This window comes from Streptomyces sp. NPDC006335 (genome assembly GCF_040612795.1).
Classification (GTDB): domain Bacteria; phylum Actinomycetota; class Actinomycetes; order Streptomycetales; family Streptomycetaceae; genus Streptomyces.
Map to the genome: position 1 here is coordinate 886,274 of NZ_JBEXQX010000001.1, position 12,458 is coordinate 898,731.

Below are 12,458 nucleotides of genomic sequence, written 5' to 3' on the forward strand. Positions count from 1 at the left end.
GCCGGGGCGGCCAGGTGCCGGTGTCAGCTCCTGGTCCACTGCTGGTTGCCGCCGCCGTTGCAGTACCAGACGTCGACCGACGTGCCGTTGCCGGTGCCCGCTCCGGCCGCGTCGAGGCAGAGCGCCGGGTTCGCGACGCTGGTGACGGAGAGGTCCGCGTTCACGTTCCACTGCTGTGCCGCCGCGCCGGTGCAGTCGGTGATGACCACGGGGTCCCCTGCCGTGGTACCGGTGCCTCCCACCGTCATGCACTTGTTGCCGTAGACGGTGAGCTGCTTGCCCGCGTCCCAGTTCCAGGTCTGGTTGCCGCCGGCGTTGCAGTCCCACAGGTCGAGCTGGGTGCCGTTGGTGGTGCTGAAGCCGGGCACGTCGACGCAGCGGCCCGAGGCCACCCCGCGCAGGACCTCACCGGGAGGCGCGGGCGGCAGGTCGTTGACCGGCGGGGTCTTGCCGAAGCCGTAGCCCCAGCGCAGCAGGGCGACTCCGGTGGCGCTGTTGTCCACCAGGTTGCCGTCGGCGTCCAGCGACTCGATCGAGTAGGCGTCGCCGAAGCGCAGCCCCGGCCAGTACACCAGCCCCATGCCCTTGCTGCGGGCGGTGTTGGCGACGGCCGCGAGGTACGAGGTGTAGATGTTACCGTTCCACGCGCCGTAGTTGAGGCCGATGGTCATCGGGGAGCCGGCCTCGTCGATGATGGTGCGGCCGGTGTACTTGCCGAGGCGTGCTTCGAGGTCGGCGGTCCAGTCCGACTGCTGGGTGTAGCTGTTCCAGAACCCGTAGAAGTGCAACGACAGCAGCGTTCCCCGCAGTTGGGGTGCCGCGCCGACACCGGTGACGTTGTCGTTGTAGCCGGTACCGCTGATCACGACACGGCCGCGCGGGACGTCCTTGTGCTGGGCCAGCCAGCCGCTGGTCACGGACACCCACTGGTCCAGGGTGTAGCCGTGCGGCTCGTTCATGGGCTCGAAGTAGACCCGCGGGTTGTGCTTGTACTCCCGCACGACGGTGTTCCACATCGTCTTCCAGGCGGCCGTGTCGTCGACCAGGCCGTCCTTGCTGGAGTCGGCCTCCCAGTAGCTGACGATGACCTTGTCACCGGAGGCCGTGGCCGCGTCGATCGTCGCCCGGTACGACTTCCACCAGGTGGTTCCCACGCTCGCCGGGTTGATCGGCAGTCGCAGCGTGTTGGCACCCAGGTTCTTCCTGAACCCGCTCACCATCTTCTGCGTGGTGCGGTACACGGTGCGGTAGCTGTCGGTCACCTTCAGCCCGCTCGGCACCACGGCGTCACTGGCGTAGTTGTCGCGCGGGTCGGCCCAGTTCACGCCGCGGAAGTCACTGGTGCCCCCCTTCGACGCGGGGTTCACCGGAGCGTACGAGGCGGCCGGCTTCACGGAGGTCTGCTCGGCGAGGGCGGGGCCGGGGGCGGTCAGCAACAGGAGCGTCGCGCCGAAGCCGGCCGTGAGCGCAGTGGCCAGTCTTCGCGACCTCGTGGGGGTCTTGGTCATGTCGTCTCCAGTGACGGGAAATCGTGGAGGGCGGAGTGCGGGTTCGTCACCTGAGCCGAGCCACGGATGAGCCAGGGTCCGGTACAGGCATCCCAGACCTGTGCAAACCGGCCATGGTTACGTAACCATCGCCCGGACACTCGCACGATGCGCGCTGTGATGACAAGACCCGTGACACATCCGAAACACGCCAGAACCTCGTTGGACCCGGAGCCAGTTCACGGGCGAGGCGCGACAACGCACCTATGTGCGGGAACGAGCGGCTCTGTCTCCGGCACCCGACGGGAGCCGCCCGCCGGGACCGGTCGGCGTCCCCGTCCGCCGGGACCGGTCGGCGTTCCCTTGTGACACCGCCGAGCGGTGGACGGCCCGGCCCGGAGCTCCGGCCGGCGATCCGCGCCCCCATGGCGAGGCGCCGCGAGGGAGGCGAAGATGGGATCGGACAGGAGCCACCCGGTCATCGGACACCGCGCCGCCCCCGACGCGGAGGACGCCGACCCTACCGAACGCGCTCGCGCCGATCCGGCGGGACAGCGGGGCGCCGCGGTCAGGTCGGGTGACCGGCGGACTCGTCGCGGACTCCGGACGCCGCGGGCGGGAGATCAGGACGCTCCCGCGGGTGCGGTCAGGAACACAGGTGATCGTTCATGTGCCGATGGCTCGCTTACTCGGGAACACCCCTGCTCCTCGACACCATCCTCTACAAACCGGCCCACTCGCTGATCGATCAGAGCCTGCACTCGCGGCTGGGTGTGGAGACGACGAACGGCGACGGTTTCGGCGTCGGATGGTATGCACAGGAGAGCGGTCCACAGGAGAGCATCGGCACCCCGGCCCTGTTCACGGACGTCGGCCCCGCCTGGAACAACCGCAACCTGAGGGAGCTCGCCGATCATGTCCGCTCCCCGTTGTTCTTCGCCCATATCCGGGCGACGACCGGCACCGCGGTGCAGCAGACGAACTGCCACCCGTTCCGGCACGGCCGCTGGATGTGGATGCACAACGGCGCCATCGAGGGTTTCCACCTCATGCGCCGCGACCTGTCCCTGCTCGTCGCCCCTGGGCTGTACTCCGACATCGAAGGGACGACGGACTCGGAGGTGATGTTCTACCTGGCGCTCACCTTCGGCCTGGACCAGGACCCGCCGAGTGCCGTGGCCCGGATGGTGGGTGCGGTGGAGCGCAGCGGCCGCGACCACGGTGTGGAGTTTCCGCTGCAGATGACGATCGGCGTGACCGACGGCGAACGCGTGTGGGCCTTCCGCTACTCGAGCGAGGGCGCTTCCCGGTCCCTGTTCTACAGCACCCGCGTGGACGCGCTGCGCAGACTGCACCCTGATGCGGCGTTCCTGCGAGAGGTGTCCGACGACACCCGCCTCATCGTTTCCGAACCTCTCGGCGACCTGCCCGGCGCCTGGAACGAGGTACCGGAGAGCAGCTACCACGTCATCCAGGACGGCTCCGAAGAGCTGTATCCCTTCGTCCCGGAACCGGTGTGACGCGCCGACTCCTCCTCAACCGCTCTTTCCCCTGCCGCCACGACCGGGCTTGGCGGGCACGCTCTTCCTCCTCGTGTCCTTCGCCGTGCCGGCGGACGCCCGGGACGACGCCGTCCGGGCCGGTGCGGTGGACCACTTGAACTCGATCTCCAGCTCGACCTCACCGTCGCCGACCTCCACTTCCATCTCGCTGCGAAGGTCGTCGGGAACGCGCAGGCTCAGCGTCCCGGGGCCGAGATCCAGTTCGGCCTCCCCGGCGCCTCTCAGCGCGGCCGCGAGCGCGTCGAGCCGGTCGGCCGCCTCGACGCGCGACAGCGAACTCTTCTGCTCGAACTTGAGGTCCTTCATGGATGCCTCCGATCCGAAAACAGGGCATAACGCCAATTCTGCGACGACGGAAGAGATCGGACATCCGCACGGCGGGGAGCAGCAGCGAACGACCGTCACCGCCCGGTCGATGGCGCCGGTGGAGTCGATCAAGGTGCCGTCCATGCCGAAGAACAGAGCGCCGCCCGTCACGGCGACACGTCGGCCGCGCGGACCTCATGACACCAGAGCGGATTACGGTCGACGTCGGCCACCAGGGCGAGCACACGCAGGACAATGATTGCGCCCCGCCAGAGCACACTCACCGACGACGATGCGGGAGCACCTGATGGCAGGCGTACGCGGCCAGGGCCGTAAGTTCGATCTGGACGACATCCTGGAGATGGCCATGCCGGCCTTCTGGCAGCACGGATACGACGGCACCTCGGTGGCCGTCCTCACGTGAGAGATGGGGTCAAAACCCCCAGTCCCTACGCGGCCTTCGGCAGCAAGGAGGGCCTCTTCTTCGCAGCGTCGACTATTACGCCAACGGCAGGGGCAGCTTCATGCAGCGCGCCTTCGGCGAGGAGGACCGCTCCCCCGCTCTGATCCATCGTCTGCTGTACGAGGCGGCCGACGTCCACGCCCACGCCGACGGCCCCGGTGGCTGTTGGTCATCGGCTCCATCACCCGCGTCTCCGACAGCGGCCAGCAGGTCGCCGACCGAGGCTCTCGAAACCATGCGCAGCGTCCGCATGATCGATCTCAGGCAGTAGCGTCCGCAGCTGCACGGACGGGCGTCAAGCCTCTCGCCGACCGCCCACCCGAGGCGCGCCCTCGCACCCGCCCCGTGCACTGAACCACCTCGCCTACACCCAGTCCGGGGCATGGCACGCGCGGGTGAACTGCCGTACTCACCCGCCGTACTTCGTCGATCACTTGTCGGTGGTCGCGCCACCGACACGCAACGCCGGGGTCGCACGTCAGGAGTACCGGCAGGCCACGGTCCTGGCTCAGCTGTCGCCGCTGTCGGTTACTGGTAGGACCGGTCGCGCTCGCCGCCCTTCGTTGTCGATCGGGTCACCCACACGTGCACCTGTCCCGGAGAACGACGTATCGGGGTCGTGCCACATGAGCTGGTGGTCCAGGGTTCAGGATCCGGTGCGATAGCGGGCGAGCATGAGGGCGACGGCTTCGTCCACGATCGCGGCGTCGGTGGGGTCGGGCGGGACGAAGTCGGTCCGTACGAGTTGAGGCCACAGCAACTGGGCGCAGATCATGCCGAGGAACTGTTCGGCCACTGCGGATGCCGACTGCGCCTGCCCGTCGGCCGAACGGAAGTCGAGTGTGCCGGCCTGCGCCTCGGTTTCCAGGTAGTCGCGGAGCCGGTCGAAGAAGGGTCCGCGGTCGATGGCGAACCCGGTGCCGACGATGTCGGCGAGTTCCGGCATCTGGGGAAGCTCGGTGATGATCAGGCGGCACAGCGCCGCCGTGCCGGGCCGCGCCACCAGGCAGGCGTAGTCACGGCCGATGTGGTCCAGACCATACCGGGGATCGCCGGGCGGCGGCGGTGCGGCGTACTCCAGGTCCAGCTGCCATTGCTCGGAGGTGACGGCCGCGAACAGTGCGGCCTTGGTGGGGTACCGCTTGAAGAGGGTGCCGGTGGAGACGCGGGCCTGCTTGGCGATCTGGGCGAGGGAGGTCTTGTCGTATCCCCGGGCGAGGAAGAGGTCCCGGGCGGCGCGGATGATGCGCGCGCGGTTCTCCTCTTTGATCTGCGCGTGATATCCGGCCTGGCACGTGTCGCCACCGGTTGCCGCTCGGTCCTCCACCGACATGCCCACGCCCCTCGCCCGTCTCCCGGCCGCGCCCTCGCTGTCAGAGGACGGTCTGGCCGCCGTCCAGGATAAGGTCCTGGCCCACAGCGAAGGCGGAGGCGTCGGAGGCCAGGTACACGACGGCTTCCGCGACCTCCTCGGGCAGGCCCATGCGACCGAGCGGGATGCCGGCGCTGATCCCCTCCAGGACCGCCACCCGCTGCGCGGGGTCCTCGATCCCGAGCTTGGAGTAGAGCGGGGTGTCCACCGGGCCGGGGCTGACCGCGTTGAACCGGATGCCGTGCGACCTGAGCAGGTCCGCGTTCCACGACCGCATCAGGGAGGAGACAGCCGCCTTCGTCGCGGCGTAGGCGTTCGAGTGCCCGTAGCCGCCGTGCGCGCTGTTGGACGCGTTGAGGATGACCGAGGACGGGTTGGCCAGCACGGGCACCAGGGCCTGGGTGAGGAAGAAGACGCTCTTGACGTTGATGTCGAAGAGCCGGTCGTAACTGTCCTCCGTGTGGTCCTCGAACGGCCGCCAGTCCGAGACGCCGGCGTTCAGGAACGCCACGTCCAGCGCCCCGAAGTGCTCACGCACCCGCTCCACCAGGCCGCGTTGCGCATCGAGATCGCGTGCGTCGGCCTGCACCACCGGCACCTTGTCCCCGAGGATCTGCCGCGCCTTGTCGATGCTGGCCGGGGTGACGCCCGTGACCAGCACGTCGGCCCCCTCCGCGACAAAACGCCGCACGGTCTCCAGACCGATCCCGCTCGTGCCGCCGGTGACGAGGGCGCGCTTGCCCGCAAGACGAGTCATGTTGATTGTTCCTTGCCGAGTCGTAAGGTAAGTCAGTGGACTCACCATGTGAAGGTAACCCTCGCGCCACCCATAAGGCAAGTCAGTCCACTTACCATCGACGCCTGGAGTCGTTCGGTTACGGACGCGTCGCGCCGGAGCAGGCGGCCGACATCGGTCCGCATCCACCTGGGGCGAGGAGTGCCCGGTTGAAGCGGTGGATCTCGTCGACGAACAGCAGCGTGCCCTGGCCGATGCCGCGTCGGCTTCGTGCGGCGGCGAAGACCTTGCGCAGATCGGCGACGCCGGAGAAGGTGGCCGACACCGGCTCGAAGGCCAGGTCGGCAGCGTCGGCGAGGAGCCGGGCGATGGTCGTCTTCCCGACGCCGGGCGGGCCCCACAGGATGGCGGAGCCGAGGCGCTGCTGGGCGACCATGAGGCCCAGCGGGGCGTCCGGGGCCAGGAGATGGTCCTGCCCGACGACATCTTCCAGCCGGGTGGGGCGCAGGCGGTCGGCGAGGGGCCGGGCGGGCTCCTCACCGAAGAGCGGCAAGGTCGGTTCCATGGGTCTCTCGGGTCGTAAGCGGACGGGGTGAGCCGTGCGCTGGGCACTGGGCACTGGGCACTGGGCAACGGGCACTGACAGGTGTGGCTCAGCCGCTCGTGGGGAAGCTCGCGGTGCTCATCGGGCACTGGGGCGGTCGCGTCGCGGCAGCCGCTCGGCGACCAGATCGTAGGAATCCTCGACCGCGTCGGTGACCAGCCGCTCGGTGATACCGGGGCCAGGCCCGAGCGAGATCCAGTGGCGTTTGTCGAGGTAGCGGCCCGGTGAGATCGAGGGGTAGCCGCTTACATGCGCGCGGGCCTGTTCGGGTTCGCACTTGACCGTGATGATCTGTTCGTCCGGGTCGTCGGTGACGATCAGGAACACTTTCCCCGCGACCTTGTACACGTCGAGTCCCGGGGTGAAGGGGTAGCCGTGGCTGACGTCGGGGAGGGCCAGGGCCGCCCGGCGGGCGGTGCCCTGGAGCCGCTCACCCGCCGCGCTCACCGGGCCCCCCGCGTGCCGGTGCCGTATGTGTGCGGGTCGACAGGCCGCTCGGCCTTGGGCAGGTGAGCGACGACGAGACGATAGGAGTCGGTGACGAGCTCCCTGACGAGCTTCTCGTCGCCGCCTTCTCCGCGGTCCGCCTTGAGGATCACGACAGGCCGCCCGGGACGTCGGTCATCAGCATGAACACCTTGCCGCGCACCGTGTAGACCTCCCAGTCGGGACCGAAGGGATGCTCCATCTGAGCCCCGGGGAGTTTCTCCGCGCAGTCGGCGGCGGTCTTGTGCAAGGCCGATCCATTCATGGATGGTGAGCCTCCTCAGGTGGTGACGGGCTGCGGCATCGCACAAGGCGCGGAGCGCGCCGCGCGGGCGCGCCGGCACGTCCCATCCTTCCGCCGCAGCCGACCGCAAGGGCGGTAGGCTGCGGACACGTGATGGTCGACAAGCGACACCCCGGTCCGAGCGGAAGCACGGCCGGACCAGCTGCGGTTCCGCTGTACGGTTTCCAGCCCCCGGTCGGCACTCCCTACGGCCTTGAGGTGAGCACCGTCGAGGACTTCTTCGCCCAGCACGACGACTGGCCGTGGAACCCGCCCCGTCCAGGCCGCGCTACCTTCCACTACCTCATCGCGGTCACCGAGGGTGAGCTGCGCCACGACGTCGATCACGTCACGTGGACGGTCGCCGCCGGCCAGTGGCTGTGGGTGCGTCCGGGGCATGCGCAGTGCTGGCACCCGCCCGGCGCGGCCCGCGGCCCGTTCATCCTGTTCGAACCGGACGTACTGCGGCCCGACATCGCCCGTCTCCTGGCCCCGCTCACCGCGCACGAGGCCCCTGCCGTGCTCAGCCCGCACCCCGACGACACCGGCTGGCTCCAGCAGACGGCACTCCAGCTCCTGGACGAACACCGCGCACTGGGGCGCCGCCCCCTCGACATCCACCACGCCCTGCGGCGCAGCCTGCTCGAATCACTGCTGCTGCGCCTGGCCGGCTCCCCGGGCATCGCCCCCATCGGCACGGCCACCGCCGGCACCGGCCGAGCCGACAGGTACGGGCGCTTCCTGGACGTGCTGGAGCTGCACTTTCGCGAACTGCACCAGGCCGCGGACTACGCCGAGTTGCTCGGCTGCTCGGTCCGCACCCTCAGCCGCGCCACCCAGGACGCCACCGGAAAGGGAGTACGTGAACTCATCGACGAGCGGCGCCTCCTCGAAGCCCGGCGCCTGCTGAGAAGCGCCCAATGGGATGCCCGGACCGTGGCCGTGCACCTCGGCTTCACCGATCCCGCGAACTTCGGCCGCTTCTTCCGCGACCGCACCGGCCTCACCCCGTCCGCCTTCGCGGCCGGCGAATCCCCGATTCTCCCCCCTCGCTCCCTTGATTGACGAGATCTCGGTGGTTTCCGGCCGGTTCTCAGTCGATGGCCTCGATGGCGACGTCGACCGCGCCGTCGTACTTGTTGAGGGCATCGGCCCCCAAGTGGTCGATTTTCCCGAGGATCACGATGCCGGGGTCGGGGATGGACTCGCCGTCGTGGTCATAGAAGACGGCGATGTCGGGACAAGGTGACCAGTAGGTGATGTCGCCGATCTCGTAGCTGAACCGCGGCTCGCCTCCCACGGCGAGAGACCGGGACCGGTGACCGCACTTCTCCCGCTTGAACAGGTCGTTCCGTGCTCACCGGCGCTTACTTCCTCGGCCCTCGCGCACCGGGAGTGGTGGGTCGTCGTTTCTCGGTTGCCCGGGTCTCAGTCGTCCAGGACGACGACGTGCTTGCCCGGCGTGGTGCCGGACTCGACGTCGGCCTGGGCGTCACGGACCTGTGCCAGGCCGTGGTAGACCTTCGCGACCGGGACGTTGAGGCGTCCTGCGGCGATGGCCTGGAGCTGGTGGGCGAGGACGTCGGCCGGGAGGTCGGCTGCCTGACCGCCATGGGACGTCAGCCGCACCCCGCCCGGGATCATGAACGGGCTGAAATCGGGGATCGTCCACTGGCCCGCCAGGGCTCCGGTGAAGCAGACAGTGCCATGCCGGCGAACGGTGCGCAGGGTGTCGGCGAGGACCGAGCAGCCCACCAGCTCCAGTACGGCGTCGACACCCTCCGGCATCAGCTCGCGCACCTGGTCGGCAATCGTGCCGCTGTCGACGAGGGGATGGTCGACGCCCGCGGCCCGCAGTTCCCCGGCCCGACCCGGGCTGCGGGTGGTGGACAGCACGGTGGCTCCGAGGTCCTTCGCGATCGTGGCCGCGCTCAGCCCGACCGTGGAGGTGCCGCCGCGGATCAGGAGCTTCTGCCCGGCCTTGAGGTCCAGGCCGGTGGTCAGCGATCCGTAGGCGGTCTGGAACATCTCCGGCAGCGCACCGACGACCTCCCACGGCAGACCGGACTCGAACGGGATGACCTGCCCGGCTGGGACGCTCACGTACTGGGCGTACGTGCCGTCGTAGGAGCGGCCCATGCCGCCCATCATCGTGGCCACCTGCTGTCCCGGCCGCAGTCCGCTGTCCTCATCGGCCTCATCGACCACGCCGACGCCCTCGATGCCGGGCACACGCGGGTAGCTGACCTCGGCGTCCGAGTCGCCCTTGCGGGTGGTGACCTCGGACTCGTTGACGCCGAACGCCTTCACCCTGATCCGCACCCAGCCGGGCTTGCGTACGGGCACCGGCACATCCTGGATCTCCAGTGCGTCGAGGCCGCCGGGCCGGGTGACGACGACGGCCCGCATCGTTGCTGATGCCGCCTCGCCGACTGCTGTCGGTTGGCCCATGTCGGATTCCTCCCTCTGTTCGCCCCCGTGGTGCGCGGTTGGGTATCGCCCGAGGCCCGTCAGGGGCGGTCGATGCCCTCCCACACGTCGAGGGCCTGCTGATAGTGGGTGGTGGCCTCGAAGGGAGGGTTGCCGACGCTTGCCGAGGTGGGCCGGTTCGTGACGGCGGGCCACAGCCGGGGCTGCTCGCCGGTGGCGAATTCGAGCACGATGTCGCGGATACGCGTGTCGCGCTCGGCCTGTTCCGCGCTGCGGCCCGGCCGCTCCTGGCCGACCAGCGCGTACATCTCGGTGCCGTGCACGGCGGGCGCGCCCTCGGCGGGCCCGATCAGAAGGAGATGCGCGTTGCCGCCCGCCGCGGTGTGCGCCAGGGCGCCGCGGGCTGCGGGGAGCCCGAAGATGTAGTCCGACAGGAGTGCGGCGCGGGCTTCGGCAGGGGTGCGGCCGCCCTGGTCGTAGGCGTCGACGATCTTCTTGGCGCGGGAGCGGGGAACGCGCCACCCGGCGACCTCGTCGACGATGCGGTCGACGGTGTGCGGGTCGAACCGGTCGAGGTCGTTCGCCACCCACCAGCCCATGTCGTCACTGGCCATGCTCAGCAGCACGTCGACATCACGGTGTGCGCCCGAGGCGAGTTCGTCCATGGGGTGGGCGTGCAGCACCGCGCCGGGCTGTCCGGCGTCCAGGACGACGCCGAGGCTCTTGCTGTCCATCCCGCCACGGACTCCGAGGTCCGTCGGGGTGACCTTGTGCAGGGCGGTCACCAGGGAGGCCGTATCAAGGTCGAGCAGCTTCTCCGGGTTGTCCGCGACGCCGAGCTCGGTGACGAAGCGGTGGGCGAGTTCCTCGGCCCACCAGGCCGGCTGGAGACGCGAGGGCCCGGCGGAGAAGCCGGCCAATCGCCGGTAAAGGCCGCCTGCGGAGGCGGCGCCGAGCAGCCCGAAGGTGGCATAGGCGCCGCCGCTGTGGCCGTAGACGGTGACGTTGTCGGGGTCGCCACCGAAGTGGGCGATGTTCCGCTTGATCCAGGTCAGTGCGGCGATGACATCCTGTAGGCAGAGGTTACTGGCCTCGGCGAGCCGCCCGCCGTACTGCGAGAGCGAGAGCGCACCCAGCGCGCCGAGCCGGTAGTTGACCGACACACCCACCACGCGCCCCGACGCGGCGAGGCCGGAGGCGTTCGAGGCGATCTGCGTGTTCGCGCCGTACTCGAATCCGCCGCCGTGGATGTACACGGCCACCGGAAGCGCCGTCCCGGCCGGCTGCTCAGGAGCCCACACGTTCAGGTTCAGACAGTCCTCGCCCATCCCGCTGTCCGCTTCCAGCCAGTCGCCGCTGTCGGGCTGGACAGAGACGACGCCCTTGCGGTCATAGGGACGGTCCGGATCGAAATCCGCGACCACGGGGCGGCGGTACCGCTCGGCGGTGGCGTACGGGATTCCCCACCAGGACCGCACCCCGGGTGCAGTCGGAGCCTTGGGAGCAGTGGCGGTCAAGGCATGTCCTTCCAGCGCGATTCGGGTGTTCGCGCGGTGCTTCGGCGGTTGGTTGCTCGCGGTGACGTCTCCCATCGTTTCCCGGGATCCGGCAAAACGCCCGGCGGTGGCGGTCACCCGGTGGTCATCAGGTGACACTTCGGCAACAAGATCTCGGTGCAGGCCACTTCTCCTACACGGCCGACGGCCGGATCGTCGGCCAACGGGCCAGCCTGACCTCCCCCAAGAGGTCGGTCTCTTCTTCGTAGGGGTGCGGTGTTGCGGCTGCTGAGGCGGTCGAGGGAGATGCGCAGGAGGAGGCGCTCCTGGTCCGGATAGCTGTCACCGGTCGTCAGGACGGGAGGTCTGGTTCTGTTCAGCAGCTCCCTGAACCAGGATCGCGGTCGGCCGACGTCCTCCTGTCCAAATCCCGCGGTCTCCAGACCCGGCAGAGACGGCCGCCGAGCTCGGTCGGCGAGCCCGCGCCGCGACACCCTAGGAGGCGGCCCGCGCCGGTGACGGGGTCGTGGTGAGTATCCCGCCGGCTCCCTACCGGGAGCTTTCCCGCCGCCGCGCTGTCGGCAAGGTCGTGCTCGACATCGGAGCGTCCGTGACGCGCCGCGCGACGAACCCGAGGACGGCTGCGTCGGCCTCCTCGAGCCACGCCACGTCGTCGGCGATCAGTAGCAGCACGCCCTCGGCGGCCCTGGGCAGCGGACCACGTCCCGCCTGAGCGATGGCCGTCGCTGCCCCGGGAGGAACGGGATGAGCAGGAAGACCGGCGGCTGTATGTGCGGGAGCCGCCCAGCCCGGCCGCTCCCGCCCCGCCTGTCGGTCCTCTCTGGGCCGTTTCCAGTCCGGGCTGTTTCCAGCCATGGGCCGATACGTCTGCGCAGCTCAGAGTGGCCTCAACCAACGCTGATGGCAACGGAGTCGAACTCACGAGCAGCGGATTCAGCCCGCGGACCAACGCCCTGAATCCGCACCCCAGATGAGACGTTTCCGCAGGTCACAGGGGTGAACGGTGGGGCGGGTGGGACTCGAACCCACGGCCGACGGATTATGAGTCCTTTGAGGATCTTGGCGGTCCTTGCCGATCAACGCTCATCCTTGACGTTTTCGCAGGTCAGATGCGGTTATCCATGTTGGGGTTGGTCAGCCCTTGTCAGTCTGTTCCTGTCCTTGCGGCCTCAACGCGGCCTCAATCCGTCGCAACGCAGAAATGGTCCGGCC

Annotated in this window: 11 protein-coding genes and 1 pseudogene; 2 read left to right on the top strand and 10 right to left on the bottom strand. The window is 69.3% G+C overall.

What is annotated here, in order from left to right:
* Nucleotides 1–23 precede the first annotated feature (23 nt).
* On the bottom strand, nucleotides 24–1,508 hold the full coding sequence (locus ABZ098_RS04015) for a ricin-type beta-trefoil lectin domain protein (protein ID WP_356586946.1): 1,485 nt from the start codon (nucleotides 1,506–1,508) through the stop codon (nucleotides 24–26).
* 647 nt (nucleotides 1,509–2,155) lie between these two features.
* Here ABZ098_RS04015 and ABZ098_RS04020 point away from each other — a divergent pair.
* The gene (locus ABZ098_RS04020; RefSeq protein ID WP_356586948.1) at nucleotides 2,156–3,007 is read left to right on the top strand and encodes a class II glutamine amidotransferase; all 852 of its coding nucleotides are present in this window, start codon (nucleotides 2,156–2,158) and stop codon (nucleotides 3,005–3,007) included.
* A 15-nt stretch (nucleotides 3,008–3,022) separates the two neighbouring features.
* On the opposite strand, the gene ABZ098_RS04025 is transcribed toward ABZ098_RS04020, so the two are convergent.
* The 6 genes and pseudogenes from ABZ098_RS04025 to ABZ098_RS04050 form a co-directional block, all read right to left on the bottom strand.
* Nucleotides 3,023–3,355 (bottom strand): amphi-Trp domain-containing protein, encoded by a 333-nt coding sequence (locus tag ABZ098_RS04025; protein WP_356586950.1) that lies wholly within the window; start codon nucleotides 3,353–3,355, stop codon nucleotides 3,023–3,025.
* Nucleotides 3,356–4,464: 1,109 nt separating this feature from the next.
* Nucleotides 4,465–5,151 (bottom strand): TetR/AcrR family transcriptional regulator, encoded by a 687-nt coding sequence (locus ABZ098_RS04030; RefSeq protein ID WP_356586952.1) that lies wholly within the window; start codon nucleotides 5,149–5,151, stop codon nucleotides 4,465–4,467.
* 40 nt (nucleotides 5,152–5,191) lie between these two features.
* Nucleotides 5,192–5,947, bottom strand: a complete 756-nt coding sequence (locus ABZ098_RS04035; RefSeq protein ID WP_356586954.1) for an SDR family oxidoreductase — start codon at nucleotides 5,945–5,947, stop codon at nucleotides 5,192–5,194.
* 118 nt (nucleotides 5,948–6,065) lie between these two features.
* Entirely contained in the window at nucleotides 6,066–6,491 is a 426-nt protein-coding gene (locus ABZ098_RS04040; RefSeq protein ID WP_356586956.1) for an AAA family ATPase, read from the bottom strand.
* A gap of 117 nt (nucleotides 6,492–6,608) precedes the next feature.
* The gene (locus tag ABZ098_RS04045) at nucleotides 6,609–6,977 is read right to left on the bottom strand and encodes an MmcQ/YjbR family DNA-binding protein (RefSeq protein WP_356586958.1); all 369 of its coding nucleotides are present in this window, start codon (nucleotides 6,975–6,977) and stop codon (nucleotides 6,609–6,611) included.
* Nucleotides 6,974–7,281, bottom strand: a pseudogene (locus ABZ098_RS04050) (MmcQ/YjbR family DNA-binding protein). Before ABZ098_RS04050 ends, ABZ098_RS04045 begins: the two are co-directional and overlap by 4 nt.
* A gap of 237 nt (nucleotides 7,282–7,518) precedes the next feature.
* On the opposite strand from ABZ098_RS04050, the gene ABZ098_RS04055 reads away from it, so the two are divergent.
* Nucleotides 7,519–8,364: an AraC family transcriptional regulator gene (locus ABZ098_RS04055; protein WP_356586960.1), complete on the top strand. Its 846-nt coding sequence runs from the start codon at nucleotides 7,519–7,521 to the stop codon at nucleotides 8,362–8,364.
* 28 nt (nucleotides 8,365–8,392) lie between these two features.
* Here ABZ098_RS04055 and ABZ098_RS04060 read toward each other — a convergent pair whose 3' ends face one another.
* The 3 genes from ABZ098_RS04060 to ABZ098_RS04070 all read right to left on the bottom strand — a co-directional run bounded on the left by ABZ098_RS04060 (nucleotide 8,393) and on the right by ABZ098_RS04070 (nucleotide 11,246).
* Nucleotides 8,393–8,644 (bottom strand): cyclophilin-like fold protein, encoded by a 252-nt coding sequence (locus ABZ098_RS04060; protein WP_356587623.1) that lies wholly within the window; start codon nucleotides 8,642–8,644, stop codon nucleotides 8,393–8,395.
* A gap of 83 nt (nucleotides 8,645–8,727) precedes the next feature.
* Nucleotides 8,728–9,750 (bottom strand): zinc-binding dehydrogenase, encoded by a 1,023-nt coding sequence (locus tag ABZ098_RS04065; protein ID WP_356586962.1) that lies wholly within the window; start codon nucleotides 9,748–9,750, stop codon nucleotides 8,728–8,730.
* A 59-nt stretch (nucleotides 9,751–9,809) separates the two neighbouring features.
* Nucleotides 9,810–11,246: a carboxylesterase family protein gene (locus tag ABZ098_RS04070; protein ID WP_356586964.1), complete on the bottom strand. Its 1,437-nt coding sequence runs from the start codon at nucleotides 11,244–11,246 to the stop codon at nucleotides 9,810–9,812.
* Nucleotides 11,247–12,458 lie beyond the last annotated feature (1,212 nt).

Excerpts from the sequence above, each read along its gene's own strand:
- ABZ098_RS04015 (WP_356586946.1), bottom strand. The coding sequence starts at position 1,508 with ATGACCAAGACCCCCACGAGGTCGCGAAGACTGGCCACTGCGCTCACG.
- ABZ098_RS04020 (WP_356586948.1), top strand. The coding sequence starts at position 2,156 with ATGTGCCGATGGCTCGCTTACTCGGGAACACCCCTGCTCCTCGACACC.
- ABZ098_RS04025 (WP_356586950.1), bottom strand. The coding sequence starts at position 3,355 with ATGAAGGACCTCAAGTTCGAGCAGAAGAGTTCGCTGTCGCGCGTCGAG.
- ABZ098_RS04030 (WP_356586952.1), bottom strand. The coding sequence starts at position 5,151 with ATGTCGGTGGAGGACCGAGCGGCAACCGGTGGCGACACGTGCCAGGCC.
- ABZ098_RS04035 (WP_356586954.1), bottom strand. The coding sequence starts at position 5,947 with ATGACTCGTCTTGCGGGCAAGCGCGCCCTCGTCACCGGCGGCACGAGC.
- ABZ098_RS04040 (WP_356586956.1), bottom strand. The coding sequence starts at position 6,491 with ATGGAACCGACCTTGCCGCTCTTCGGTGAGGAGCCCGCCCGGCCCCTC.
- ABZ098_RS04065 (WP_356586962.1), bottom strand. The coding sequence starts at position 9,750 with ATGGGCCAACCGACAGCAGTCGGCGAGGCGGCATCAGCAACGATGCGG.